The sequence below is a fragment of the Streptomyces sp. NPDC048639 genome, assembly GCF_043199075.1.
In the GTDB taxonomy this organism is placed as follows: domain Bacteria; phylum Actinomycetota; class Actinomycetes; order Streptomycetales; family Streptomycetaceae; genus Streptomyces.
This window is the reverse complement of the sequence record NZ_JBICVP010000003.1, coordinates 589,145-614,615: the sequence shown is the minus strand read 5'-3', so window position 1 is coordinate 614,615 and position 25,471 is coordinate 589,145. Positions and strand designations below refer to the sequence as shown.

26 protein-coding genes are annotated in these 25,471 nt (G+C 72.1%); 15 read left to right on the top strand and 11 right to left on the bottom strand.

Annotated features, from left to right (window positions below):
• Window positions 1–221: 221 nt before the first annotated feature.
• The gene (locus ACGFNH_RS10965) at window positions 222–887 is read right to left on the bottom strand and encodes an O-methyltransferase (protein ID WP_393652727.1); all 666 of its coding nucleotides are present in this window, start codon (window positions 885–887) and stop codon (window positions 222–224) included.
• A 140-nt stretch (window positions 888–1,027) separates the two neighbouring features.
• On the opposite strand from ACGFNH_RS10965, the gene sigE reads away from it, so the two are divergent.
• The 5 genes from sigE (at window position 1,028) to ACGFNH_RS10940 (ending at window position 6,223) form a co-directional block, all read left to right on the top strand.
• The gene (sigE, locus tag ACGFNH_RS10960) at window positions 1,028–1,822 is read left to right on the top strand and encodes an RNA polymerase sigma factor SigE (RefSeq protein WP_360851912.1); all 795 of its coding nucleotides are present in this window, start codon (window positions 1,028–1,030) and stop codon (window positions 1,820–1,822) included.
• Window positions 1,819–2,688: an anti-sigma factor family protein gene (locus ACGFNH_RS10955; RefSeq protein WP_393652726.1), complete on the top strand. Its 870-nt coding sequence runs from the start codon at window positions 1,819–1,821 to the stop codon at window positions 2,686–2,688. The genes sigE and ACGFNH_RS10955 overlap by 4 nt, the downstream gene beginning before the upstream one ends.
• A gap of 838 nt (window positions 2,689–3,526) precedes the next feature.
• Window positions 3,527–4,816, top strand: coding sequence for a S1C family serine protease (locus ACGFNH_RS10950; RefSeq protein WP_393652725.1), 1,290 nt, complete (start codon window positions 3,527–3,529; stop codon window positions 4,814–4,816).
• Window positions 4,817–4,939: 123 nt separating this feature from the next.
• The gene (locus tag ACGFNH_RS10945) at window positions 4,940–5,392 is read left to right on the top strand and encodes a sec-independent translocase (RefSeq protein ID WP_393652724.1); all 453 of its coding nucleotides are present in this window, start codon (window positions 4,940–4,942) and stop codon (window positions 5,390–5,392) included.
• A gap of 114 nt (window positions 5,393–5,506) precedes the next feature.
• Complete coding sequence (locus tag ACGFNH_RS10940; RefSeq protein WP_393652723.1) at window positions 5,507–6,223, top strand: hypothetical protein; 717 nt, start codon at window positions 5,507–5,509, stop codon at window positions 6,221–6,223.
• 138 nt (window positions 6,224–6,361) lie between these two features.
• Here the strand turns inward: ACGFNH_RS10940 and ACGFNH_RS10935 are convergent, their stop codons facing one another.
• Window positions 6,362–7,522: an Mrp/NBP35 family ATP-binding protein gene (locus tag ACGFNH_RS10935; protein ID WP_393652722.1), complete on the bottom strand. Its 1,161-nt coding sequence runs from the start codon at window positions 7,520–7,522 to the stop codon at window positions 6,362–6,364.
• A gap of 172 nt (window positions 7,523–7,694) precedes the next feature.
• Here ACGFNH_RS10935 and ACGFNH_RS10930 point away from each other — a divergent pair, with 172 nt between their 5' ends.
• The gene (locus ACGFNH_RS10930) at window positions 7,695–8,468 is read left to right on the top strand and encodes a hypothetical protein (protein WP_393652721.1); all 774 of its coding nucleotides are present in this window, start codon (window positions 7,695–7,697) and stop codon (window positions 8,466–8,468) included.
• A gap of 84 nt (window positions 8,469–8,552) precedes the next feature.
• Here ACGFNH_RS10930 and ACGFNH_RS10925 read toward each other — a convergent pair whose 3' ends face one another.
• A complete protein-coding gene (locus tag ACGFNH_RS10925; RefSeq protein WP_393652720.1) occupies window positions 8,553–9,083 on the bottom strand; it encodes a hypothetical protein in 531 nt (176 codons plus the stop codon).
• 296 nt (window positions 9,084–9,379) lie between these two features.
• Here ACGFNH_RS10925 and ACGFNH_RS10920 point away from each other — a divergent pair, with 296 nt between their 5' ends.
• Window positions 9,380–10,300, top strand: coding sequence for a DMT family transporter (locus tag ACGFNH_RS10920; protein ID WP_393652932.1), 921 nt, complete (start codon window positions 9,380–9,382; stop codon window positions 10,298–10,300).
• A gap of 149 nt (window positions 10,301–10,449) precedes the next feature.
• Here the strand turns inward: ACGFNH_RS10920 and ACGFNH_RS10915 are convergent, their stop codons facing one another.
• On the bottom strand, window positions 10,450–11,559 hold the full coding sequence (locus tag ACGFNH_RS10915; protein WP_393652719.1) for a magnesium and cobalt transport protein CorA: 1,110 nt from the start codon (window positions 11,557–11,559) through the stop codon (window positions 10,450–10,452).
• A 485-nt stretch (window positions 11,560–12,044) separates the two neighbouring features.
• Here ACGFNH_RS10915 and ACGFNH_RS10910 point away from each other — a divergent pair, with 485 nt between their 5' ends.
• The 4 genes from ACGFNH_RS10910 (at window position 12,045) to ACGFNH_RS10895 (ending at window position 15,230) form a co-directional block, all read left to right on the top strand.
• Window positions 12,045–12,641: a suppressor of fused domain protein gene (locus ACGFNH_RS10910; RefSeq protein ID WP_393652718.1), complete on the top strand. Its 597-nt coding sequence runs from the start codon at window positions 12,045–12,047 to the stop codon at window positions 12,639–12,641.
• A 173-nt stretch (window positions 12,642–12,814) separates the two neighbouring features.
• Complete coding sequence (locus ACGFNH_RS10905; protein WP_393652717.1) at window positions 12,815–13,453, top strand: DUF6758 family protein; 639 nt, start codon at window positions 12,815–12,817, stop codon at window positions 13,451–13,453.
• 216 nt (window positions 13,454–13,669) lie between these two features.
• Window positions 13,670–14,530 (top strand): PHP domain-containing protein, encoded by an 861-nt coding sequence (locus tag ACGFNH_RS10900; protein WP_393652716.1) that lies wholly within the window; start codon window positions 13,670–13,672, stop codon window positions 14,528–14,530.
• A 94-nt stretch (window positions 14,531–14,624) separates the two neighbouring features.
• On the top strand, window positions 14,625–15,230 hold the full coding sequence (locus ACGFNH_RS10895) for a MarC family protein (protein ID WP_393652715.1): 606 nt from the start codon (window positions 14,625–14,627) through the stop codon (window positions 15,228–15,230).
• A 180-nt stretch (window positions 15,231–15,410) separates the two neighbouring features.
• Here ACGFNH_RS10895 and ACGFNH_RS10890 read toward each other — a convergent pair whose 3' ends face one another.
• A complete protein-coding gene (locus ACGFNH_RS10890; RefSeq protein ID WP_393652714.1) occupies window positions 15,411–15,563 on the bottom strand; it encodes a hypothetical protein in 153 nt (50 codons plus the stop codon).
• 258 nt (window positions 15,564–15,821) lie between these two features.
• Between ACGFNH_RS10890 and ACGFNH_RS10885 the strand changes: the two genes are divergently transcribed.
• Window positions 15,822–16,754 carry an NYN domain-containing protein gene (locus ACGFNH_RS10885; RefSeq protein WP_393652713.1) on the top strand — a complete coding sequence of 311 codons (933 nt, stop codon included), beginning with the start codon at window positions 15,822–15,824 and terminating at the stop codon, window positions 16,752–16,754.
• On the opposite strand, the gene ACGFNH_RS10880 is transcribed toward ACGFNH_RS10885, so the two are convergent.
• On the bottom strand, window positions 16,751–17,656 hold the full coding sequence (locus tag ACGFNH_RS10880) for an alpha/beta fold hydrolase (RefSeq protein ID WP_393652712.1): 906 nt from the start codon (window positions 17,654–17,656) through the stop codon (window positions 16,751–16,753). The genes ACGFNH_RS10885 and ACGFNH_RS10880 overlap by 4 nt on opposite strands.
• A 245-nt stretch (window positions 17,657–17,901) precedes the next feature.
• Entirely contained in the window at window positions 17,902–19,488 is a 1,587-nt protein-coding gene (locus ACGFNH_RS10875) for a DEAD/DEAH box helicase (protein ID WP_393652711.1), read from the bottom strand.
• A 467-nt stretch (window positions 19,489–19,955) separates the two neighbouring features.
• Here ACGFNH_RS10875 and ACGFNH_RS10870 point away from each other — a divergent pair, with 467 nt between their 5' ends.
• Window positions 19,956–20,714, top strand: a complete 759-nt coding sequence (locus ACGFNH_RS10870) for a ferritin-like fold-containing protein (protein WP_393652710.1) — start codon at window positions 19,956–19,958, stop codon at window positions 20,712–20,714.
• Window positions 20,715–20,813: 99 nt separating this feature from the next.
• Here the strand turns inward: ACGFNH_RS10870 and ACGFNH_RS10865 are convergent, their stop codons facing one another.
• The 4 genes from ACGFNH_RS10865 to ACGFNH_RS10850 all read right to left on the bottom strand — a co-directional run bounded on the left by ACGFNH_RS10865 (window position 20,814) and on the right by ACGFNH_RS10850 (window position 22,682).
• The gene (locus ACGFNH_RS10865) at window positions 20,814–21,083 is read right to left on the bottom strand and encodes a hypothetical protein (RefSeq protein WP_393652709.1); all 270 of its coding nucleotides are present in this window, start codon (window positions 21,081–21,083) and stop codon (window positions 20,814–20,816) included.
• A gap of 196 nt (window positions 21,084–21,279) precedes the next feature.
• Window positions 21,280–21,507 (bottom strand): DUF3107 domain-containing protein, encoded by a 228-nt coding sequence (locus tag ACGFNH_RS10860; RefSeq protein WP_393652708.1) that lies wholly within the window; start codon window positions 21,505–21,507, stop codon window positions 21,280–21,282.
• A 160-nt stretch (window positions 21,508–21,667) separates the two neighbouring features.
• On the bottom strand, window positions 21,668–22,306 hold the full coding sequence (locus tag ACGFNH_RS10855; protein ID WP_393652707.1) for a TetR/AcrR family transcriptional regulator: 639 nt from the start codon (window positions 22,304–22,306) through the stop codon (window positions 21,668–21,670).
• A 154-nt stretch (window positions 22,307–22,460) separates the two neighbouring features.
• Complete coding sequence (locus tag ACGFNH_RS10850; RefSeq protein ID WP_393652706.1) at window positions 22,461–22,682, bottom strand: hypothetical protein; 222 nt, start codon at window positions 22,680–22,682, stop codon at window positions 22,461–22,463.
• A 124-nt stretch (window positions 22,683–22,806) separates the two neighbouring features.
• Between ACGFNH_RS10850 and ACGFNH_RS10845 the strand changes: the two genes are divergently transcribed.
• Together ACGFNH_RS10845 and ACGFNH_RS10840 are read left to right on the top strand one after the other, a co-directional pair.
• Complete coding sequence (locus ACGFNH_RS10845; protein ID WP_393652705.1) at window positions 22,807–23,826, top strand: alpha/beta fold hydrolase; 1,020 nt, start codon at window positions 22,807–22,809, stop codon at window positions 23,824–23,826.
• A 586-nt stretch (window positions 23,827–24,412) separates the two neighbouring features.
• On the top strand, window positions 24,413–25,429 hold the full coding sequence (locus ACGFNH_RS10840; protein ID WP_393652704.1) for a DUF3152 domain-containing protein: 1,017 nt from the start codon (window positions 24,413–24,415) through the stop codon (window positions 25,427–25,429).
• The last annotated feature ends 42 nt before the right edge of the window (window positions 25,430–25,471 follow it).

The following is a 25,471-nucleotide window of genomic DNA, read 5'->3' as shown; positions in this document are numbered from 1 at the left end:
TGCGGCGTCCGCCGGGGCAGCGTCGTACGTGCCCGCCGGGGCATGGACGTCGTACGTGCCCATGGGGAGCGCGAGGTGTCGTGCGTGCCCATGGGGAGCGCGAGGTGTCATGCTCGGCCCCGAGCGCGAGGTGTCGTGCTCGGCCCGTCGTCGCACGAGATGCCGTACGTGCCGCTGGGGCGTGCAGGGGGAAGTGGATCCGCGGTGTTCCGAGGTGCGCGTCAGCCGCGCTTGACCGCGCAGAGCAAGCCGTCGCCGACCGGCAGCAGCGACGGCAGCAGAGCCGTGCTCTCCCTTACGGCCCGGAGCAGTTCGCGCAGTCGCTGGATCTCGGCGGGCTGGGCCGCGGAGTCCACGGTCCGGCCGTCCGCGAAGACGCCCTCGAAGATCACCAGTCCGCCCTGCCGCAGCAGGCGCAGCGATTCGGCGAGGTAGTCGAGGCACTCCATCCGGTCGCCGTCGCAGAAGACGAGGTCGTACCCGCCGTCCGCGAGGCGGGGGAGGACGTCGAGAGCGCTCCCCGGGATGAAGCGCGCACGGTTCCCGGCGAAGCCCGCGGCCCGGAAGGCCTGCCGCGCGAACTGCTGCCGCTCGGGCTCGGTGTCGACGGTGGTCAGCACGCCGTCGGGTCGCATACCGTGCAGAAGATGGATGCCGGAAACGCCGGTGCCGGTCCCGATTTCGGCCACGGCCTTGGCGTCCGCGGCGGCGGCGAGCAGGCGCAGCGCAGCGCCGGTGCCGGCCGACACCGAGCGCAGGCCTGCCTCCCTGGCCCGGTCACGGGCCCAGCGCAGTGCCTCGTCCTCGGCGACGAACGCATCGGCGAACGCCCAGCTCGTCTGCCGGTTGCCGGTAATGACCCTCTCCTGTCCCCGTAGTTGACGCACCCGTGACTGTATCCGCTGGCACGGGAACCCGCAGATGGCACCGGGCGTTACAAGAGGCGGGGGAAAAGAAAAGGGTCGGGGGAGCGGTGGCGAAAATGAGGGTCAAAGATCCTTATCCGGAGCTAACGGGCGAGGTGGATATGGTAGGGGCTCTACTGGACACCACCAGAGCCGACAGGGGAGGTGCGGCTGCGGCGGGTGACCGAGGAGTGCTGAGGCGCTTTCGCAGGTCGGCCGGCGAGCCGAAATCCGTGACCAACACCGCTGAGCGTTCCGGCGCCACCACCGACTCCGCACCGACGACCGCGACTTTCTCCACTGCAGCGTCTTTCGGTGACGAAGCGGCTGCGCAGGCGTGGACGCCTCCCACCTGGGAGGAGATCGTCAGCACGCACAGCGCACGGGTCTACCGCCTGGCGTACCGCCTGACCGGGAACCAGCACGACGCCGAGGACCTCACCCAGGAGGTCTTCGTCCGGGTCTTCCGCTCGCTGTCCACGTACACGCCCGGCACGTTCGAGGGCTGGCTGCACCGCATCACCACCAATCTCTTCCTGGACATGGTCCGGCGTCGCCAGCGCATCCGCTTCGACGCGCTCGGTGACGACGCCGCCGAGCGGCTCGCCAGCCGTGAGCCCTCGCCTCAGCAGCACTTCCACGACAGCCACTTCGACGCCGATGTGCAGCAGGCGCTCGACACCCTCGCGCCGGAATTCCGCGCCGCCGTCGTCCTCTGCGACATCGAGGGGCTGTCGTACGAGGAGATCGCCGCGACTCTGGGCGTCAAGCTCGGCACCGTCCGCAGCCGGATCCACCGTGGCCGTTCCCACCTGCGCAAGGCGCTCAAGCACCGGTCCCCCGAGGCCCGTGCGGAGCAGCAGCGCTCTCTCGCCACCGTCGTCCCGGGGGGCACCGAGGAGGGCGGGACGGCGTGACCGGATCCGGCGGCACGAGCCACGCCGAGCAGCACTTGGGCGACCGCCTCGCCGCGCTGGTCGACGGGGAGCTCGAGCACGACGCGCGCGAGCGGGTGCTCGCGCATCTGGCGACCTGCGCGAAGTGCAAAGCGGAGGCCGACGCTCAGCGGCGGCTGAAGAGCGTCTTCGCGGAGACCGCACCACCGCCCCCCTCGGAAGGGCTGCTCGCCCGTCTGCAGGGACTGCCCGGCGCCGGTGACGACGGTCCGGGGACCCCGGGCGGCCCGGGGACGGAGGGCTCCTTCGGCTCCGGCGGAGTCTTCGGCGTGCGTTCGGGCGGCTTCGCCTATGTCCCCGCGGGGGACCACGGACGTTCCAGGAGCGCCTTCCGTATCCATGACGTCGAGCGGTCGGCCTCGCGCGGCAGGCGGTTCGCCTTCGCCGCGGCCGGTGCGGTCTCGCTGGCCGCGCTCGCGCTCGGCGGAGCCCTGCCACTGGAAGCGGCGGTCGAGTCTGCCACGGGACGGGGCGAACGCGATCCGGGCGCGACCGCGACCCCGGTGCGTACGGCCGAGGCAGCGGGCAACAGCGCCTCCGTACAGGGCGGTGACGCACTGCTGGCGGCCTCTGCTTCCGGCGGCCGTCCTTCTCTGCTGTCCGCACCTGCCACGGCGGGCGGCGCGCAGACGACCGTTCACCCCCTGTTCGGCGTGCGGCATCACTACTTCCCGCCGATGCTGCCGACGACCGGTGGTCTGGCCCCGCTCGTCGCCCCTACGACCACCGATGCGCGGAGCACCGCCCTCGAGGTCTCCCCGGCGGGTACGCCCTCGGCCCCGGCGCGGGGTCATGTGGCGCTGCCGTCCTCCACTCCGGAGCACTGAGCCACCGGAAGCGGCGGGTCCGCACGGTGCGCATCGGCGCTGGTGCCCGGCGCAGGGTGCCTGCGCCGGGGCGGCGTGACCTGATTGAATCGCCACCGGGCCGCTGGTGCGGACCAGTTGGCGAGACGGCCCGCGCCGCCGGGCACGGGTGAACGGTGGGGAGAGCATGGACGAGGGGAAGGCCACCGAGCCGAAACCGAAGTGGTGGAGTCGGCCCCGGCGTACTCCGGGTTCCCAGCCGGATCAGGGCTCCGGTGCCGTAGCCCCGACCGAGCCCGGTGACTCCGAGGCGGTACAGGCCCAGGCCCAGGCACACGTACAGGCACAGGCGCCGGTCGGCGCCGCCGTCCCGGACGGGTCTGTCGCGCAGGCGCCCGCAGTGCACGCCACCGACGATGCGGCGACGGCCGTCTCCACAACTCCCGCCCGCCCCACGGTAGATGCCCCCACGGCAGATGCCCCCACGGCGAGTGATGCCGCGGCGCCGGCATCCCCGCCCGACCTGCCGCAGCCGCGGCACGCACCTGACCCCTACGGCACGCCGCCGTACGGACAGCCGGGCCCCTGGGCCCCGGCGCCGCCCGTGCAGCACCCCGCCACCACACCCGCCCACGGGACGCCGGTCCCGCCGGCGGACGGGCAGGCCGTCCCCGGCCAACTGCCGCCGACCGCGCCGGGAACGCAGGCACCCCCCGTCGTCCCGGATCCCGTGCACCCCACGGGCCCCGTGACCGGGCCGCAGCACCAAGCGCCCCCGCCGCAACACCCGAACCATCCGAACCAGGCGCACCACACGACCCCCGCGCACGGCACCCGACCGCCTGCGCCCGCCGGGCCGGTGACGACCCCCGCGCACGGCACCCCGATGCCCGCGCCCGGCGAGCAGCTCCCGCCCAGCACGGCCAACAGCCCCGGCCAGTGGCAGAGTTACGACCCGTGGGCCGCCTCGCCCGTCCGGGCGGGCGGCCTCGTGCCGGCCGTCCCGCCCGCCCTGCTGGAGCCCCCGCGCCGGACGTCGCGCCGTGGCGGCCTCCTCATCGGCGCGACCCTGCTCGCGCTCGTCGCCGGCGGCATCGGCGGCGGCATCGGCGCGTACATCGAGCGCAACGGCGGCATCACCGAGGTCGAACTGCCGCAGGCCGCCGCCGAACCCGGCGACCGCGACCGCGATCCGCAGAGCGTCGCCGGGATCGCCGGGGCCGCGTTGCCCGGCGTCGTCACCCTGCATGTCGAGGGGGCGGGCCGGCAGGGGACGGGTACCGGGTTCGTGCTCGATGGGCGGGGCCACATCCTCACCAACAACCATGTCGTGGAGTCAGCCGCCCGCAGCGGCGACATATCGGTGACCTTCAAGGGCGGTGAGGTGGTCCGCGGCGAGATCGTCGGCCGCGACTCCGGCTACGACCTCGCCGTGGTCAGGGTCCGCGGCGTCTCGGGACTCAAGCCGCTGCCGCTCGGGGACTCCGACGCCGTACGTGTCGGTGACCCGGTCGTCGCCATCGGCGCCCCGTACGACCTGGCGGGCACGGTCACCACCGGCATCATAAGCGCCAAGGAGCGCCCGATCACCGCGGGCGGCGACAAGGGGGACGGCAGCGACATCAGTTACGTCGACGCGCTGCAGACCGATGCCCCGATCAACCCCGGCAACTCCGGTGGCCCGCTGGTCGACGCCAAAGGCCGCGTCATCGGTATCAACAGCGCCATCCGGGCCGCGGACAGCGGCTCGGGCGCCCTGGACGGAGCCCAGGGCGGCAGTATCGGCCTCGGCTTCGCCATCCCGATCAACCAGGGCAAGCGGGTCGCCGAGGAGTTGATCAACACCGGCCGGGCCACCCACCCGGTCATCGGTGTGACGCTGGACCTGGAGTACACGGGCGACGGCGCCCGCGTCCGGGCCGAGCGCAGCGGCGGTGCCCCGGTCAAGCCCGGCGGCCCCGGCGACGAGGCCGGGATCGAACCCGGGGACGTCATCACCGCGGTGGACGGCGCGCGCGTGCACAGCGGCGAGGAGCTGATCGTGAAGATCCGCAGCCACCGCCCCGGCGACCGGCTGAAGCTCACGCTGGAGCGGGACGGCAAGGAGCGCTCCCTCGAACTGACCCTCGGCTCGGCGAGCGGCGGCTGATGCGGTGGTACCGGTGGCCGCACCACACACTGGTGTACCGGCAGGCGTACGGCGGCGGGTACCGTGGACGGCGCCCGGACCTTCACCGACCTGCGGGCGGCGGACTTCTCAAGGAGCTGCACGGTGTTCAATGACATAGGCACACTCGAGCTGGTCGCGCTCGTGATCCTTGCCGTGCTCGTCTTTGGCCCGGACAAGCTGCCCAAGGTCATCCAGGACGTCTCGCGCTTCATCCGCAAGATCCGTGACTTCTCCGAGAACGCCAAGGCGGACATCCGTACCGAGCTCGGCCCCGAGTTCAAGGACTTCGAGTTCGAGGACCTGAACCCCAAGACGTTCGTCCGCAAGCAGCTCGCGGACAACGACGACCTCGGCATCAAGGAGATCCGCAACGGCTTCGACTTCCGCAAGGAGGTGTCGGAGGTGGCGGACTCGGTGCACGGCCGGGAGAGCGATCGTTCTGCGGCAGGCGGGTCATCGTCGGGCGGGTCGTCGACGGGCGGTTCCGACCTGCTCCGCAAGCGTCAGGACCTCGATCCCGGCGAACGTCCGCCCTTCGACGCCGACGCCACCTGATCCCGCCGTATGTCCGACTGAACCGACCAGTGTGGCTATCCTCCCAGTGTCCGGGGTGACACCGCCTGTGCGGTCCGCCCTCAGACGGAGGGGCAACGAGGAGGCACCACGCACATGGACACGACGGGTCGGGTAGGGGCGCAGGGCGCGCTCAGTGCGCCCAGCACGTCCGACGATGTGGAGGCCGGAAGAACGCCCCAGGAGGATCTGGCGGGCGTTCGCCGAAGCCTGGACGGCTATCTGCTCGCGGATTTCCCTTGGTACGGGCTGGACGAGGCGTTCTCGGGACCGCGCTGGCTGATGCAGGTGGGCACGGCCGCGGACGGCACGGTCGAACACGGCTGCACCGGACACGGTGAGGAGCCCACCCTGCGCGCCGACGGTGAGCAGGACAAACAGCGTTTCGCCGTGGTCGTCACGGTCGCCGGGCGCCCGGTGCGCGACAGTGCGGACGGCACGGGTGTCATGGACGCCACCTCCGTCTCCTCCGCGGCCGGGCTCGCGGGGTCCGGGCTGATCGCCTGCACCTGGCCCGCGCAGATCGAACGCCATCTGCGGGACGAGTGGCTGGTGCAGCAGACCGCGGCCGCCTGGGAGCTCGCCGAAGACATCGACGGCTCCGAGTGGACGACCCTGTCGCTGCCGGTGGACGGCATTCCGACGCGTTTCCACTACCGCGAGTCCGAGTTCGGCTGGGTGCTCGCGGGTTCGACGGACCCCGCGGGGTCCGTCGGCTCCGGCGGGGTGCACATCGGGGCGTACGGGCGGGGAATGAGCGCGTACGGTCTGGGCTTCTCGGTGATCAAGGACGTCTCCGAGTACGACCACTGAGCGAGGCCGTCCGGCGGAGCGCTCGGCAGCGCGCGACCCCGCCGCCGTACGCGTAGGCGCGCGCCGTTGCGACTCTCCGCACGCCTACGGAAGGCCCGGTCCTTGCCCAGGACCGGGCCCCTCGTCCGTTCCGTCCGGTCAGAACTTGTTGCGCGGCGTGATGCCCAGAGACAGGCCCGCCAGCCCGCGCTGCCGCCCGCCCAGCTTGTCCGCGATCGACCGCAGCGCGCTGCCGGCCGGGGAGTCCGGGTCGGTGATGACGATCGGCTTGCCCTCGTCGCCGCCCTCCCGCAGCCGTACGTCGATCGGGATGGAGCCCAGCACCGGCACCTCGGCGCCCGTCGTCCGCGTCAGCCCCTCGGCCACGCGCTGACCGCCGCCCGTGCCGAAGACGTCCACGATCTCGTCGCAGTGCGGGCAGGGCATGCCCGACATGTTCTCGACCACGCCGACGATCTTCTGGTGGGTCTGGACCGCGATCGACCCCGCGCGCTCGGCGACTTCGGCCGCTGCCTGCTGAGGCGTCGTGACCACGAGGATCTCCGCGTTCGGCACGAGCTGGGCCACCGAGATCGCGATGTCGCCCGTGCCCGGCGGCAGATCGAGCAGCAGGACGTCCAGGTCGCCCCACCACACGTCGGCCAGGAACTGCTGGAGGGCACGGTGCAGCATCGGACCGCGCCAGACCACGGGTGAGTTGCCCGGGGTGAACATGCCGATGGAGATGACGCTGACGCCGTTCGCGGACGGCGGCATGATCATGTTCTCGACCTGGGTGGGACGGCCCTCCACGCCCAGCATGCGGGGCACCGAGTGGCCGTAGATGTCCGCGTCGACGACGCCGACCTTCAGACCGTCCCGCGCCATGGCCGCAGCGAGGTTGACCGTCACCGAGGACTTGCCGACGCCGCCCTTGCCGGAGGCCACCGCGTAGACCCGGGTCAGTGAGCCCGGCTTGGCGAAGGGCACCTCGCGCTCGGCCTGCCCGCCGCGCAGCGAGGACGCCAGCTCCCGGCGCTGCTCGTCGCTCATCACGTCCAGATCGACGCTGACCCCGGTGACGCCCTCCACGTTCGAGACCGCGTCGGTGACCTCGCGCGTGATGGTCTCGCGCAGAGGACAGCCGGACACCGTCAGATAGATGCCGACCGCCACCGCCCCGTCCGCCGCGATCTCCACCGATTTGACCATCCCCAGGTCGGTGATGGGGCGGTGGATCTCCGGGTCGTTCACCGTGGCGAGCGCGGCGCGCACCGCGTCCTCGCTGGGCGCGGAGCCTGTGGGTGTGTCGGTAGCCATGCCCCGATGGTACGGCTCGGGAGGCGGCCTCCGGAAAGCGCTGAGAGGGATCACCGCCCCGAATATGGCGAGTGTCACGCACCCGGAACTCAGCGAGGGGCGGGCGCCCCCATGAGGCCCGGACCACCCCGGTACGCTGCGTCTGCTGCCGAGGCCCCGCCGATCAGGAGGCATGACCGACGTGACTGCATTGCCCCGCCCACGGACCGCCGCGCTCGTGGGAGCGGTGTGCACGGCGCTCGCCGTGGGGCTCGTGGGGTGTGCCGAGGAAGACCCCGACGCCGGGACGAACGGCGTCGGGAAGCTCTCCCCGCAGAAGATCGAGCGCAAGGCCCTCACCGCGGTCGGCAAGGCGAGTTCGGTACGGCTTTCCGGCACCGTCGTCTCGCAGGGGCGCACGTACAAGCTCGACGTGCGGCTGAAGCGGGGCGAGAGGGGCGGCGGCATCGGCCAGGTCTCCACGAAGGGCAAGACCTTCGAGATGCTGCGGGTCGGCGACGATCTCTATCTGAAGGCGGACGCGAACTTCTGGGCCAGCCAGGAGGGCGGTGGACAGCCGTCCAAGTCGGACGAGGAGGCGGCCAGCAAGCTCGGCGACAAGTACGTCAAGGTCCCCTCGGGCGACCCCGCGTACCAGCAGCTGAGCGGCTTCACCGACATGGAGCTGCTGATGGACGGGCTGCTCGATCTGCGCGGAGGCCTGGAGGCCGGTGACCGCGGCACGGTCGCCGGGATCCGTACGGTCCGCATCACCGTCGGGGACGGGGACGCGAAGGGCGGCGCGCTCGATGTGTCCCTGGAGGGCACGCCGTATCCGCTGCGGTTGCAGCGGGCCGGAGGGGCGGGTGTCCTCGAACTCGTCGACTGGAACAAGGACTTCACCCTCAAGGCGCCGAACAAGGACCACATCGTCGACTACGGCAGGCAGATCACGACGGGCAACTGACCGTCGGGCGGCGGCTGTTCGGCGGTTCTCCGGCCATTTCCCCTGCCAGGTTCGCCGGACCACCGGCCGTCCTCCGCCCGGGTCTCAGCCGCGCTTCTTCCGCCCGGGGCGCAGCAGCCGGGGCAGGGCTGCGGGGATCGGCCTGCGCGTGGTCGCCGGGGTCTGCGCCGGTGCGGCGGCCAGCGAGCCGTCGGGCAGCCCGGCGGTCGAGCCGTCGGGCTCCAGCCGCAGCACGCGGCACTCACGGGCCCAGCGCTCGGTCACCTGCTCGGCGTCGGGGGTGTTGAGCCGCTTCCCCTTGAGCTCGGCCACCGCCGCTTCCCACGGCTCACCGCCGGGCGCGAGTTCGGCGACGCGCGCGTGCCAGGCCACCATCCGGCCGCCCTTGTCCTTGCTGCGCACGGTCACGGTGGCGGACCCGCCGTCGGCGAGAGCGAGACCGGTGAACGGCTGCTCGCCGGGGCCGTCGCCCACGAGGCAGACGGCGCCCTCGTGCCATACGTGCCACAGGGCGCGCGACGGCGCCTCAGCGCCGTCGCCCTGGACCCAGATGAGGCCGGACTTCTTGGTGGCCTCCTCGATGAGGGCACGGTCCATGAGGGTCGTCTGCGTCATGGCGCTCAGCTTATGCCGCACCATCCGCAGCCCGCGGAGCCCGGTCGTCCCGCTCGCGGCGCCCGGTCTGCCACCTGCGGACCGTACGTCCCGGTTCTGCCGTACGCCTTCGGCCTGCGGACCGTGCACATCCAGCCTGCGGACCGTATGCCTCGCGGCCCGTCCCATCCGGCGGACGGTCAGTTCCATGGCCCCGGCATGCCCCTTACGCTGAGGGGGTTCCGTCCCTGACCTTCCGCGAGGAGCCCGTGCGCCGCAGCCCAGCCCAGCAGCGTGAACAGGCCCGGGCCCCGAGCCTGTCCACGCCCGGCGCCCTCACCTCGCCGGCACGGCTCGATCTGCTGCTCCTCGCCGTAGCGGTGTCCGGGATCTCCTTCTCCGCACCGCTCATCGCCGCGACCGCGGCGCCGGCCCTGGCCATCGCGTTCTGGCGGAACGCGATGGCGGTCGGCGCGCTGTCACCGGTCGCACTGCTGCGGCACCGGGCCGAGCTGCGCGGGATGGGCGGCAGGGCGCTGTGGCTGTCCGCCGCCTCGGGGGTTCTGCTCGCGGTGCACTTCGGGCTCTGGCTGCCCAGCCTCCACCTCACCTCGGTGGCCTCCTCGACCGCGCTGGTGACGACGACGCCGATCTGGACCACGATCCTGCTGCGGATACGCGGGCACCGGCCGCCCGGTCTCGTCTGGGCGGGCACCGCCGTCGCGTTCCTCGGCGTCGTGCTCCTGACCGGCGTCGATCTGTCGCTGTCGCCGCGGGCGCTCGCGGGCGACGCGCTCGCGCTGGGCGGCGGCATCGCGGCGGCCGGATACGTCCTGATCGGGTCCGAGGTGCGGCGCAGTGTCAGCACCACCGCGTACACCTACGTCTGCTACTCCACGACCGCCGCGCTGCTGCTCGCCACCTGCCTGGTGTCCGGCTCCGCCGTCACCGGGTACAGCGGTGAGACCTGGTTGAAGCTCGCCGTGCTGACCGTCGCCGCGCAGTTCCTCGGCCACTCGCTGCTCAACCGGGTCGTCCGCGGCCTCGGCCCCTCCATCACCTCGACGGCGGTCCTGCTGGAGACCCCGGGCGCGGCCCTGATCGCGGCGGTGTGGCTCGGCCAGACGCCTCCGGCCGCCGCCTACCCCGCGCTCGCCGTGATCCTCGCCGGTCTGGTGCTGGTGATCGTGGGAGACCGCCGCGGCGCCCCGGCACCGGTCCCACGCGCGGACCCCTGAGGAACCGCGACGGCGGGACGGCCCGGCGTCGCTACGGCGTCGCTGCGGCGGCGCTCGGTGCTACGGCAGCGCGGTTGCGCGAGTCCCGTACGGAGGCGCCGTGCGGGGCCGGGCGTACCGGGGTCGGGCGTACCGGACGAACTCGCCGCCTACAGCCAGCCGTTGCGCTTGAAGCCGCGGTGGATCGAGAAGCAGATGGCGAAGATCACGCCCATCACCAGCGGGTAGCCGTACTTCCACTTGAGTTCCGGCATGTACTCGAAGTTCATGCCGTAGACCCCGCAGATCATGGTGGGGACCGCGATGATCGCCGCCCAGGCGGTGATCTTGCGCATGTCCTCGTTCTGCGCGACCGTCGCCTGCGCGAGGTTGGCCTGGAGAATGGAGTTGAGCAGGTCGTCGAAGGCCACCACCTGCTCGTTGACCCGTGCGAGGTGGTCGGCGACATCGCGGAAGTACTTCTGGATGTCCGGGTCGACCAGCCGCATGGGCCGCTCGCTCAGCAGCTGCATGGGCCGCAGCAGCGGGGAGACGGCCCGCTTGAACTCCAGGACCTCCCGCTTGAGCTGGTAGATGCGGCCCGCGTCGGCGCCACGCGCCGAACCGCCGTTCGGCGTCGAGCTGAAGACCGCGATCTCCACCTCGTCGATGTCGTCCTGGACGGCGTCGGCGACTGCGATGTAGCCGTCGACGACCTGGTCGGCGATGGCGTGCAGCACGGCGGAGGGACCCTTGGCGAGGAGCTCGGGGTCGTCCTCGAGCCGGTGGCGCAGCGCGCGCAGCGAGCCCTGCCCGCCGTGCCGGACGGTGATGATGAAGTTCCGGCCGGTGAAGCACATCACCTCGCCGGTCTCGACGACCTCGCTGGTCGCGGTCAGCTCGGTGTGCTCCACGTAGTGGATGGTCTTGAAGACGGTGAACAGCGAATCGTCGTAGCGCTCCAGCTTGGGCCGCTGGTGGGCGTGCACGGCGTCCTCGACGGCGAGCGGGTGGAGGCCGAACTCCGAGGCGATACCGGAGAATTCCTGCTCGGTCGGCTCGTGCAGACCGATCCAGACGAAGCCGCCGTCCGAGCGGGCGCGCTCCAGCGCTTCGTGCGGGGTGAGCTGGTCCTTGACGCGGGCACCGTCGCGGTAGACCGCGCAGTCCACCACAGAGGAGAGGAGTCCGGTGGGGTCGCCGCCCCCTGGTCCGTAGCCGGTGTGGCCCCGGCGCAGGGCGGGGCGGACGGCTGCGCGCAGTTCGCGGATCATCGACATGGCGGGCTCCTTCACGGGCCGGCCGTCGGCGGCGGACGGGCACTGCCGCCCGGAATGCGGACGTACAGCATCGTACGTCGGCAAAGCGGGCGACACCGCTGTGCCGCGGTGACGGCGTGACGCTGTTCGTGTGAGACGAAAATCGCTCTTCCGGCGTCCGCGAATCCCGGTGGGCCCCTGCGAAAAAGTCAGTGGTTTCGCGGTGGGGGTGCGGGGTAGGTCAGGCCGCGGGTGCGGTGACGGTGCAGGGCACGGAAGGGCTGCTGGTACTGCACGGTCGACTCGGATCCACCGCAGTCCCACCTCCTCCGGCCGGTCCCCCGTGGGGGAAGCACCGATCGCGGCGAAGCGCCGCGAGACGGACTGGTCGGCAGGGCTGTCAGCGGTGCGCTGAGTGCTGCCCTGAACCAGCGGTCAACAGTATCAGCCCACCAGGGCGCCCAGTCGCTCCTTTGCCTGCTGTATACGCGTTCTATGCTCACGCCATGTCAGATGTTCTTGGGCTGGTCGAGGCCCGGCTGCTCACCGCACTCGGCGAGCCGGACGGGCGGGCCGCCGTCACCTTCCTCGGCACCGATCGCATCGAGATCCTCCGCTTCTCGGATGTCTCCGGCGACGGCGCGGTGGTGCGCTACGCCACGCTCGGCATGTCCGCCCAGCCGATGACCGACCCCACGGCCGCCCTCGCGGACCCCGTCCGCGGGCCGCGCGCCGAGCTGCTGCTGTCCGTACGCGCGGGGAGCGCGGAGACCGACAGGGTGCTCCGGTCCCTCGCGGTTCTCGCCGCCGCGCCCCAGGTTGAGGGGGTCGTCGTGGCGCCCGGTGCCTCGCTCGACCTGGGCGAGCCGCTGTGGCCGGAGGCGCAGTTCACCTCGGTGCTGGTGGCCGAATCCGGCGGTCTGGTCGAGGACCTGGAGATGCCGCCGCCGCTGGACCCGGTCCGCTTCCTGCCGCTGCTGCCGATGACGCCCAACGAGGCGGCCTGGAAACGGGTCCACGGTGCGGGCGCCCTGGAGAAGCGCTGGCTCACGTACGGCACCGACCTGCGCGACCCGCTGCGCGCGGGGGTGCCGCTGGACTGAGGCCCCGCAGCGCTCGATCGGGCCGGGTGCTGGGGCGCGGGGGTGCGGGGTGCGGGGATGCGCCGGCGGGCCGTTCCCGGCCGCGGCTCCGGACGGGTGATCGTCCTGGACGCGGAGACGCAACCGCTGGTCGTCCTTGACGCGAGCACGGAGGGGTAGGACCGTGGGGCCCTATGAGGGGCGAACCCAGTTGCCCGAAGTGCGGTGGCCGGGTCCGTGCGCCCGGCCTCTTCTCCGACTCATGGCAGTGTGATGTGCACGGCACGGTGCACCCGCTGCAGCCGGTCATCCCGCCGAGCGTCGAAGCGCTCGGCGTCGTCGTGAAGCGGGCCCAGGTCCCGGTCTGGATGCCCTGGCCGCTGCCGCTCGGCTGGCTGTTCACCGGCGTGGCGACGGCGGGCGACGACCGCACCGGCGGACGCGCGACCGCGGTCGCCTGCTCAGGCCCCGGCCCGGTGGGCGGCATGGGTGAACTGCTGCTGGTGGCCGAGGAGTTGGGCGTCGGACTCGGGGCGCGCTACGCCGGAGTCCCCGGGCCGGACCCGGGACCCTACATCGCCGTGGACCGGTCGCCCCATGTGAAGGTCCACGCCGCCGGCCGCCCCACACCGCTCTGGCACGTCGAGAGCGCGCCCCCGAACCGCGCGGTCTTCGCGGGGGAGGCTCGGGGACTCTGGCTCTGGGCGATCCTCTGGCCGGAGCAGTCCGGCCTGCTGATGTACGACGAGCTGGTGCTCACCGATCTGCGGGACGCCGGCGCGGAGGTGGAGCTGGTGCCCTGCGGCGCGCTCACCCCCCGCATCCTGTCCTGACCACTGCGCTGCCCCTGGCCACCCGCCCTGACCGTCGCGCGTTGCCCTGCGCCACCGCGCGCCGGCGTCCCGTCCGGGCGCCGCGGGCGGCGACCACCCCGGCACCGCGCGGCAGGGGCAGGGACAGGGACAGGAGGACCGGCCGGACGGGGAGGGGTGCCCGCGCGGTTATCCTGAAGCGTCCCCCCGTCCGACCTCGCAGCTTGGAGCCGTGCCGTGCGCATCGACCTGCACACCCACTCCACTGCCTCGGACGGCACGGACACCCCCGCCCAGCTCGTACGGCACGCCGCCGGGGCCGGGCTGGACGTCGTCGCGCTCACCGACCACGACACCGTCGGCGGGCATGCGGAGGCGGCGGCCGCGCTGCCCGAGGGACTGACCCTGGTCACCGGTGCGGAGCTGTCGTGCCGCCTGGACGGGGTGTCGCTGCACTTGCTGGCGTACCTCTTCGATCCCGAGGAGCCCGAGCTGGCGCGTGAGCGCGAACTCGTACGGGACGACCGGGTGCCCCGCGCGCAGGCCATGGTCGGCAAGCTGCGCGAGCTGGGGGTGCCCGTCACCTGGGAGCGGGTGGCCGAGATCGCGGGGGACGGCGCCGTGGGGCGCCCGCACGTGGCCACCGCGCTGGTCGAACTGGGCGTCGTCGACAGCGTCTCCGACGCCTTCACGCCCGACTGGCTGGCCGATGGCGGCCGCGCGTACGCCGAGAAGCACGAGCTCGACCCGTTCGATGCGATCCGCCTGGTGAAGGCAGCGGGCGGGGTCACCGTCTTCGCCCACCCGCTGGCCGTCAAACGCGGCGCGTGCGTTCCCGAGCACGCCATCGCGGAGCTGACCGCCGCCGGCCTCGACGGCATCGAGGCCGACCACATGGACCACGACGCGGCGACGCGCGAGCGGCTGCACGGCCTCGCCGCCGACCTCGGCCTGCTCGCCACCGGCTCCAGCGACTACCACGGCGAGCGCAAGACCTGCCGCCTCGGGGAGTACACGACCGACCCCGAGGTCTACGCCGAGATCGTGCGCCGTGCGACCGGGGCCTTCCCCGTACCCGGTACGGGCGGCCGGGTCTGAACCGCTTCTTCCCTCCGCTTTTCCCCTGCCCTTAACCTGTCCGCCCGCGGTGCGCTCGCGCCGCGGACCCCTGTTCCCGCAAGGCCACATCACTGTGTTCGACTTCGCTGTCTTCGGATCCCTCTTCGTCACGCTCTTCGTCATCATGGACCCGCCGGGGATCACCCCGATCTTCCTCGCCCTGACCTCCGGCCGCCCGGTCAAGATCCAGCGCAGGATGGCCCTGCAGGCGGCGGCCGTCGCCTTCGGTGTCATCGCGGTCTTCGGCCTCTGCGGCCAGCAGATCCTCGACTATCTGCATGTGTCGGTGCCGGCGCTGATGATCGCGGGCGGGCTGCTGCTTCTGCTCATCGCGCTCGACCTGCTGACGGGGAAGTCGGAGGAGCCCACCCAGACCAAGGACGTGAATGCCGCGCTGGTGCCGCTCGGCATGCCGCTGCTGGCCGGACCCGGCGCGATCGTGTCGGTCATCCTCGCGGTGCAGCGCGCGGACGGCGCCGCGGCGCAGGTGTCGGTCTGGCTGGCCATCGTGGCGATGCACGTCGTCCTGTGGGTGACGATGCGCTACTCGCTGCTGATCATCCGCGTGATCAAGGACGGCGGGGTGGTGCTGGTGACGCGGCTGGCCGGAATGATGCTGTCGGCCCTGGCGGTGCAGCAGATCATCAACGGCGTCACGCAGGTGATCAACGGCTCCTGATCCCTCGCTGTCCTGACGGGCCCGGGCACCTGTGCCTCCGGGCCCGTGCGGACGGTCTCGTCGAGGCCGACGACCGCAAGCGCCCCCGTACACCGTCGTACGGGGGCGCTGTCGTCGTGCGCTGTCGTGCGCTGTCGTGGTTCGTCGTGCGATGGAGCGGTGGCGCTGATCGCTCGAGGGTTACAGGACCGCGGTTTCGGCCGGGCGGATGTAGATGCGCTGGCCGGACGCTGCGGCCTGCTGCACGATCCGGTCGACGGAGGCGGCGTCCACGACAGTGCTGTCGACGGCGGCACCGTCTATGTCGTCGAGGCGCATGATCTCGAAGCGCATGGCTTCTCCCTTCGTCCGTTTCCTCCTGCAGGAGAACGTGCTGGGCAGGCCATCCAGGGTGGTGCCCCGCCAAGTCATGGTCGTTATCAGACTGTTAATGATGGATTGCGCACGTCCGTATCGCAGGTTCTACAGGTGTCAAACGAGGTGCACCATGCAATCATTCCCTACGCTAACGAAAATTTTCAGCCGTCTAACTACCCCGCGGTGAGGCGACAGGTTGTGCCATCGGCGGGCCGCCCGAACAATGAGGCTCGTATGACGAACGCAGAGCCCCTGGGGCCCCACGCCGACCTCTCCGCGGTTGCTGCAGGAATCGAGCAGACCAACGAGCTGCTTCAGCGCGTGCTCGCCAAGGTGTCGACCACTCCCTCCATCCACGCGATCTTCGTGGACGCCGGCTACATCTACGCGGCGATGGGCCGGCTGGTCGCCGGGGAGGAGGACCGGCGGGCGTTCGAGCTCGACGCCGAAGGGCTCATCGAGGCGTTCATCGACAAGGCGCGGACGATCTTCCCCGACAGCCGGCTGCTGCGCGTGTACTGGTACGACGGCGCCCGCCGCCGCCTCCACACCACCGAGCAGCAGCGCATCGCCGAGCTCCCCGACGTCAAGGTCCGACTCGGCAACCTCAACGCCAACAACCAGCAGAAGGGCGTCGACTCCCTGATCCGTACGGACCTGGAGACCCTCGCCCGCAACCGCGCCATCAGCGACGCCGTCCTCATCGGCGGCGACGAGGACCTGGTGTCGGCGGTCGAGGCGGCGCAGGGCTACGGCGCCCGCGTGCACCTGTGGGGCATCGAGGCGCTGACCGGCCGCAACCAGGCCGACCCGCTGCTCTGGGAGGTCGACAGCCAGCGGACGTTCGAGCTCGACTTCTGCAAGCCGTACGTGACGCGGCGGACCGTGCTGTACGACGAGCCGCCGGCCGGGAGCGCGGCAGGGCCCAGGCCGGGCCGTGAGGACATGCGGTTCGTGGGGGCGCGGATCGCCGCGCAGTGGCTGGTCGAGCGCGGCCGGGACACGCTGGCCGAACTCCTCCCCGGCCATCCGTATCTGCCCGGCTCCACCGATCAGGAACTGCTCATCGAGGCCGAGGGGCTGCTCCAGCGCTCACTGCGCGGCCACGCGGACCTGCGGCGGGCGCTGCGGGACGGCTTCTGGGACCACCTGCAGGCGCAGCTCTAGGACGCGGGGTCCCCGGCTGCCCCTTCGGGGCCGGACCGCTCCCAGAAGTCGGCGAGCGCACGGGCCGTGGGCTCGGGCCGCTCGGCGCCGGGGGAGTGCTCGGCGCTCTCGATCACGGTGCGGCGGGCCCCGAGGCGTACGGCCATGTCGTCCATGAGCGCGATGGGCCACGCGTAGTCGACGGCACCTGACAGCACATGCTTCGGCAGCGGGACGGCGGCGAGTTCGGCGACTCGGTCCGGTTCGCCGACGAGTTGCCGCCCGGTCGCGATGAGCTGCTCGGGAACGGTGTTCAGCCAGCGGCGGCGGAGGAATGCGGCGATCTCCCGCGGCGTCGATTCCTTGGCGGCCTCCGGCGGGTCCAGCGAGCGCATCGCGCGCCAGATCCACTCCATGTCGGTCTTGGGATCGGCGAGCACGTCGATGAGCATGCGGGTCCGCTGCTGCTGGGTCTGCGCGATGGCCCCGGGACCCGAGCTCATGATCGTGAACGAGGCGTACGGGGACGGGTCCTTGATCAGCGCGGCCCGGGTGATCAGACCGCCGAGCGAGTGCCCGAGCAGATGCACCCGCTCTGCGCCGCCGAACGCGGCCGCCGTCTGCGCGAGGACGTCCTGCGCCAGCTCCTCCTGCGCGTACGCGCTCTCGTCGCGCGGCCCCTCGGACTCGTGCTGGCCGCGGCCGTCCACGGCGACGACGCGGAAGCCGCGCAGCGCGAGCGGCTCCAGCAGCGCGATGAAGTCCTCCTTGCTGCCGGTGAAGCCGGGCACGAGCAGCGCATGGCCGCGCGGAGGCGTCCCGGCGGGGGGCACGGCCTCGTGCACGGCGAAGTCGCCGCGGGAGGTGCGGAGCCGGTGTGCGCGGGCGCACGAGGGGAGGAAGAGAGAGGGCGGCCTGCTCATGCGGATGAGGCTATCCGGCCCATGTGACGGCGGGGCGTCACCGGGACGTCCACCGTCGCGCGCCGCGGCGCCGCCGTGGGCTCCGTCCCTCGCATCCCCCACGCCCCCTCCCCGGACCTCGCACGACCCGCGAGCGTCGGCCGCCGGCCGTCACAGCCACCGGGCGCCTGCCGTGCCCCATGACGGCCGACGGCCCGCACCCCGTCGCGGGGGTGCGGGCCGTCGGTACAACTGGCCGGTGCCGGTCAGCTCTCCGGAGTGGCAGTACGGGCGCGGGTGCGGCGGCGACGGCGGGGCTTGGATGCCGCCTCGCCCTCCGCGCCTTCCGCTGCGGTCGCCGCGACCTCCGGAGCCTGCTCAGCGGCCGGAGCCGCGCCCTCGGCACCGGCCGCACCGCCGCGCGTACGGCGGCGGCGCCGCGGACGCTTGGCGGCGTCGCCCGGCGCGTCGGCGGACCCGGACTCCGGGTCACCGGCGTCCGGCGTGGCGGCCTTCGCCGCATCGGAGACGGTGCCCGCCGCGTCATCGGCGATGGGAACCCCGTTGCGGGTCCGGCGTCGCGTACGCGGTGTGCGTGTGCGCTTCGGCCTCTCCTCTTCGACGACCTCGGCAGGCCGTACGCCCCGGCGGCCGCGGCCGCCGGTCTCGCCCAGGTCCTCGATCTCCTCGGCCGCCAGACCCGCTCGGGTCCGCTCGGCCCGGGGCAGAACGCCGGTCGTGCCCTCGGGGATGCCCAGTACCTCGTAGAGGTGGGCGGAGGTGGAGTAGGTCTCCTCCGGCTCGTCGAACGGCAGGTCCAGCGCCTTGTTGACCAGCTTCCAGCGCGGGATGTCGTCCCAGTCGACCAGCGTGATGGCCGTACCCGACCGGCCCGCGCGGCCCGTACGGCCGATGCGGTGCAGGTACATCTTCTCGTCCTCGGGCGACTGGTAGTTGATGACGTGCGTGACGCCTTCGACGTCGATGCCGCGCGCGGCGACATCGGTGCACACCAGGACGTCCACCTTGCCGTTGCGGAACGCGCGCAGTGCCTGCTCGCGCGCGCCCTGGCCGAGGTCGCCGTGAACGGCGCCGGACGCGAAGCCGCGCCGCGCGAGCTGCTCGGCGATGTCGGCCGCCGTGCGCTTGGTACGGCAGAAGATCATCGATAGGCCGCGGCCATCGGCCTGGAGGATGCGGGCCACCAGCTCGGGCTTGTCGAGCGAGTGCGCGCGGAAGATGTGCTGTGTGATGTTCGCGACGGTCGCGCCCTCGTCGTCCGGAGCGGTGGCCCGGATGTGCGTGGGCTGCGACATGTAGCGCCGCGCGAGCGAGATGACCTGGCCGGGCATCGTCGCGGAGAACAGCATCGTCTGACGCTTGGCGGGAAGCTGCTGGACGATCTTCTCGACGTCGGGCAGGAAGCCCAGGTCGAGCATCTCGTCGGCCTCGTCGAGGACGAGCACCTTGACCTCGGAGAGGCGCAGCTTCTTCTGGCCCGCCAGGTCCAGCAGCCGGCCGGGGGTGCCGACGACCACGTCGACGCCCTTCTTCAGGGCCTCGACCTGGGGCTCGTAGGCGCGGCCGCCGTAGATCGACAGCACACGGACGTTACGGACCTTGCCGGCGGTCTGAAGGTCGTTGGTGACCTGCTGGCACAGCTCGCGGGTCGGGACGACCACGAGCGCCTGCGGGCTCTCGGTGATGGCGCCGGGCTCGGCCCGGCCCGCCTCGACGTCCGCGGGTACGACGACGCGATCGAGCAGCGGAAGGCCGAAACCGAGCGTCTTGCCGGTGCCGGTCTTGGCCTGGCCGATGACGTCGCTGCCGGAAAGCGCGACGGGGAGCGTCATCTCCTGGATGGGAAAGGGGGACGTGATGCCGACTGCCTCAAGGGCTTCGGCTGTCTCGGAAAGGATCCCGAGGTCTCGGAACGTAGTCAGGATTTTGCCTCTTCTGTGAAACGCGGCGGCAGAAGGCGAGGGGGGGGTCGTACCGCACCCGGAATTCAGTCGGCCGTGGGTTGGCCGTCATCGGCGCAGGACCACTGGCTCTCGCACATCCACTCGCACCGCGAGCGGGCCCCTCGCTCAGCGGTTCGTGCGGCTGCACGTCCCGCGGGGAGGGCTGTCGGTCGGAGCCGATCGGGCCACCGACCGGGCATCCGCATTCATCAGAGCACCCACCGTATGACCGGCAGGCTCTTTACCACCATACCCCGGATTCGCGCACATGTGTTGGGTCATTCGGGTAGCGCCCACCGTCGCACATGCCTGACCAGGGACTTCCGCACGGCCACGAGCGGGCTATTGTGCGCTTCATGGAGACGCCTGACGAGACCACCGCCCCCGCCGAAATCGACACCGGGAGCGCCGGGAATCACACGGGAATCGCCGCCCAGGATTGGGCGCAGGCATCCGCCGACCCGCAGTACCGGGCGGCCGTCGTCGACCTGCTCGGCGCCCTCGCGTACGGCGAGCTGGCGGCCTTCGAGCGGCTCGCCGAGGACGCCAAGCTGGCGCCGAGCCTGGAGGACAAGGCGGAGCTGGCGAAAATGGCCTCCGCCGAATTCCACCACTTCGAGCAGTTGCGGGACCGTCTCGCGGCGATCGAGGCCTCCCCGACCGAGGCCATGGAGCCGTTCGCGGCCGCGCTGGACGAGTTCCACCGCCAGACCGCGCCCTCCGACTGGCTCGAAGGCCTGGTCAAGGCCTACGTGGGGGACTCGATCGCGAGTGACTTCTATCGCGAGGTGGCGGCGCGTCTGGACACCGACACCCGTGACCTGGTGCTCCGCGTCCTGGACGACACCGGCCATGCCACCTTCGCGGTCGAGAAGGTGCGCGCCGCCATCGAGGCCGAGCCGCGGGTCGGCGGACGGCTGGCGCTCTGGGCGCGGCGACTGATGGGCGAGGCGCTCAGCCAGGCGCAGCGGGTCGTGGCGGACCGCGACGCGCTGTCGACGATGCTCGTGGGCGGGGTCGCCGACGGCTTCGACCTGGCCGAGGTCGGCAAGATGTTCTCGCGGATCACCGAAGCCCACACCAAGCGGATGGCCGCGCTGGGCCTCGCGGCCTGAACCCCGTACGTCCCTCCCGAACTCCCGCGACGGCCGTGCTCCTGTCGCGGGGCCGGGCGGGCCGGAAAGGCGGCGGCCCGGCGGTTCCGGAGAGGACCGTCAGGCCGCGGCCGAGCGGCGGACCCAGCCTCCTGCCGGGCGGATCAGCAGCGACAGCAGCGCCACGCCCACGACCAGGGCCCCGAACAGCGTCGCGAGCGGGAATTCATCACCCACGACGGTGTAAGTGATCAGGCCGCCGAAGAGCGCGGCGACCGCGCCGGTGGCGAGTACGAGGGGCCGGGCCGGGAGCCGCTCGGGCAGCCAGCGCGTGCCTGCGTAGGCGACCGCGAGGCCGATCAGTAGCGAGCCGAGCGCTTCCAGGATCATCGTGTCGTCCCTCCCGCATGACAGCCGAACAGGCAGGTGCAAACCGGTCCACGGCCGTCGTACCCCGGCCCTCCGGAACGTAATCCTCCGCCAGGATCCTGCGGGAGACACGCGTACGGCGGCCAAGTGGTCGTATCCGACCACCCGACCGCCGTGACGGGTTCGTGCTGCTCAGCGCGGGTGACGCGCGGCGCGGTTACGCGGCGCCGAAGCCGACCTTGCGGGCGGTCGGCTCACCGATCTCCACGTAGGCCAGCCGGTCTGCGGGAACCAGGACCTTGCGGCCATGGTCGTCCACCAGACTCAGGAGCTGCGCCTTGCCGGCGAGCGCCTCGGCCACCGCTCGCTCGACCTCCTCGGCAGACTGCTCGCTCTCCAAGGTGATCTCGCGGGGCGCGTGCTGCACGCCGATCTTGACCTCCACGGCTTCGTCCTCCGACGGTCAGTAGGGTGCGCGGACAGCCGCGCTGTACGCAGCACACATTAGCCCGGTGCGGGGACCTCCCGACCGCCGTTCGTGCACGCCAGGAGCGAACAACGCCTTGGGCGCGCCGCGCGGGCACGCGCCGGGTGGGCCGCCGCGCCTACGAGCGGCTCGCGCCGTGCAGCGGGAAGCCCGCGATACCGCGCCAGGACAGTGACGAGACGAGCTTGGCCGCGGCGTCCCGGGGCAGCTTCTGCCCGGACCCCAGCCAGTAGCGCGCGGTGATCTGCGCCATGCCGCACAGCGCCACGGCGAGGAGCATCGACTGGTCGGCCGGGAGGTCGGTGTCCTCCGCGATGACCTCGCTGACGGCCTTCGCGCAGTCCAGGCTGACCTTGTCCACGCGGTCGCGCACCGCGGGCTCGTTCGTCAGGTCGGACTCGAAGACCAGCCGGAACGCGCCGCCCTCGTCCTCGACGTACGCGAAGTAGGCGTCCATCGTGGCCGCCACGCGCAGCTTGTTGTCCGAGGTCGAGGCGAGTGCCGTGCGCACCGCCTGCAGCAGCGCTTCGCAATGCTGGTCCAGCAGTGCCAGGTAGAGGTCGAGCTTGCCGGGGAAGTGCTGGTACAGCACCGGCTTGCTCACCCCCGCCCGCTCGGCGATGTCGTCCATTGCCGCCGAGTGGTAGCCCTGCGCGACGAAGACCTCCTGGGCCGCGCCCAGGAGCTGGTTGCGTCGGGCACGGCGCGGCAGGCGCGTGCCTCGCGGGCGCGCCTCGGTCTGCTCGATGGCTGTCACGCCGCCTCCCATGGTCGTTCCGTGTGCGGCGACGCCATGTCCACCGCGTCCGCCATCGTACTTTCGGGTAACCCGGGTGTGCTCGGTGCGGGCACAGAATTTCACGGTCCGGACAGATTGCCCGGTGCGCTAGGGGGATGACAAAAAGGGCAGATCACCGGTAGTCGTCCTCATTCTGCTCGACGACCCGCGCCTGTTCTGCGGCGTCGGCGGGATCGGCGGATTCCAGAGTGAGGTCGTCGAGCGGGGCATCGCGCCCCTCCACCAGTTCGGCGTGCTGCTCGACGGCGTCGGCCTCGGGGGCCTCGACGTCGATTTCCTCCGGCTGCTCGAGGTCGTCCTCGAAGGTCTCGGGATCAGTTGGGTCGACAGACATGCAGTCTCCCCTTTCCAGGGCGGGCGCCCTCTACACGAGCCTATGAGGCGGGGTGTGCTGCACCATGACAATGTGTGACGGCCGCCACACAAGCCACAGCGTGATCGTCTCGTAACATTGCCGCATGTCTTCGACCGAGCTGCCGGGTACCCGCGCCCCGCACGCCGCAATCCAGCAGCGAGGTGCCCGTGCTGCCGGAGAGGAACTGCGCCCGGTCGTGCTGCCGGGGCTCAATCTGACCGTACGGACCAGACCGCCGGCCCGCGAGTGTCTTCCTCCGGCGCTGTACGTGCACGGACTCGGAGGCTCGTCGCTCAACTGGTCCGCCCTCATGAAGTCCCTCGAGGAGACGGTGGACGGCGAGGCCCTCGACCTGCCCGGCTTCGGGCACTCGGCGCCGCCGGACGACGGCGACTACTCCATCTCGGGACACGCGCGGGCCGTCATCCGCCACCTCGACGCCGCCGGCCGCGGGCCCGTCCACCTCTTCGGCAACTCGCTGGGCGGGGCCGTCACCACCCGCGTCGCCGCGGTCCGCCCCGACCTGGTCCGAACGCTCACGCTCGTCTCGCCCGCGCTGCCCGAACTGCGCCCGCAGATCTCCGCGCTGCCCACCGCGCTGCTCGCCGTGCCCGGAGTGACCAATCTCTTCGCGCGCCTGACCCGGGAGTGGACCGCCGAGCGGCGAGCCCTGGAGGTGCTGGCCCTCTGCTACGGCGACCCGGGCCGCGTCGATCCGGACGGCTTCACCGCCGCCGTCGCCGAGTACGAACGGCGGCTCGCACTGCCGTACTTCTGGGACGTGATAGCGCGCTCCTCGCGCGGCGTCGTTGACGCGTACACGCTTGGCGGCCAGCATTCCCTGTGGCGGCAGGCCGAGCGTGTGCTCGCGCCGACCTTGCTCGTGTACGGCGGACGGGACAAGCTGGTCTCCTTCCGCATGGCTGCCCGCGCGTCGCGGGCTTTTCGCGACTCGCGGCTCCTGACGCTGCCGGAGGCCGGGCACGTATCGATGATGGAGTATCCCGATGTGGTGGCGCGGGCCTTCCGCGAGTTGATGGATGACGAGAAGGCCGCGGGGACGACGACAGCGGCCACGGCCGCGAAGCGGGCAGGAGCTGAGTCGACGCGTGGGACGTCATAGCCGTCGCGGCCGCAACGATGCGGCCGCTGCAACGGATCCGGCGCCAGGGCGGGAATCCGCTGACGGGGAGGCAGCCCCACGGATCATCCGGGGCCCCGGCGCGCAGCAGCCGCGCGATGTCCGCGGCGGCCGTCCCGAACAGCGCGAACAGGGCGGCGCCCGGGGCGCCGCGCCGGCAGCGCCGACTCCGCCCCACGGCACACCGGTCATCCACAACGGAACGCCGCCGCACGGCATGCGCTTCGGCGGACCGCCGCCGCGCGGGGACGGTTCACCGGGTGGGCCCGGCGCCCGGCAGGGCACGCCATCGCACGGGGTGCCCGTCCAGGGCAGGCCCTTCCCGGCGCCGGAACCCGGTCCGCGCCGGTCCGGCCCGCCGGCTCCCGCATACGGTCCCGGAACCCCGCCGCACGGGGTTCCGGCATACGGCCCGGGCACGCCGCCGAACGGAGTTCCCGCGTACCGTCAGGGGCGCCGCGGACCCGGCGCCGCCGCTTCGGCATCCCCCGGATACGGATCCGCGTCCGGATCCGTCACCGCGTCAGCCACCGCCGCTGCCACCCAAACCCCGCCAGGAGGCGTGTTCGTGCCGAGGCCGCGGCAGGAGTACATCGACGCATTCGATGACGACGTCCACGGCGGCGGGCCCGGCGGGCCCGGCGGGCGCGGTGGGCGCGGTGGGCGCGAACGCGGCGCGAGGGAGAGGATCGCCGCAACCGCGCCCGTGGACCTCCGCGAGACGGAGGGGGCGGGCGACGGCGCGGCGTCCCACGCCGAGCCCGGCACTCGACGCCCCAAGGGCGGGAAGGGCCGCACGTTCACCGGCATCGCCGCCGCGGCCGTGATCACGGTGCTCGCCGTCGTCGCCGCGGGGGAGTTCGTCGGTGGCGACCGGGGCCGCGCCGCGTCGCCGGGCGCGAGCAAGGCGCCGCGCGAGGACACCCGTGACACCTCCCGCTCCGACAACCGGCCCGCGCCGACCAAGCCCCCCGCCGCTCCCGTCACCTACGACCAGAAGATGGTCGCTCTGTACCCGCTCGACGAACGGCTCTCCGGGTCGGGCGACTTCGCGACGGTCGGCGGCCGCGACAAGGCACCCGGCAGGGGCGAGGTCGTGCGGTACCGCGTGGATGTCGAGAAGAAACTCCCTCTCGACGGGAAGCTGTTCGCGCAGGCCGTGCAGAAGACCCTCAACGATCGCCGCAGTTGGGGCCGCGGTGGCACCCGCACCTTCGAGCGGGTCTCATCCGGCGAACCTGACTGGGTGATCACCCTTGCCAGTCCGGGCACCACCGCGACCTGGTGCGCGAAGTCCGGTCTCGACACCACCGTCGACAACGTCTCCTGCGACTCCGCCTCCACGGAGCGCGTCATGATCAACGCCTACCGGTGGGCCCAGGGCGCGGAGACCTACGGCGACGACAAGATGCTGACGTACCGCGAAATGCTCATCAACCACGAGGTGGGGCACCGCCTCGGGCTCGGGCACGAGGGGTGCCCCAAGTCGGGAGCACTGGCGCCGGTCATGATGCAGCAGACCAAGTACCTGGCGACCGACGGTCGCATCTGCAAGCCCAACGCCTGGCCGTACCCCAAGGGTTGATCCCCTCCCGCCCGCACGGGGAGAGCCTGTCCCGTGTGAGGT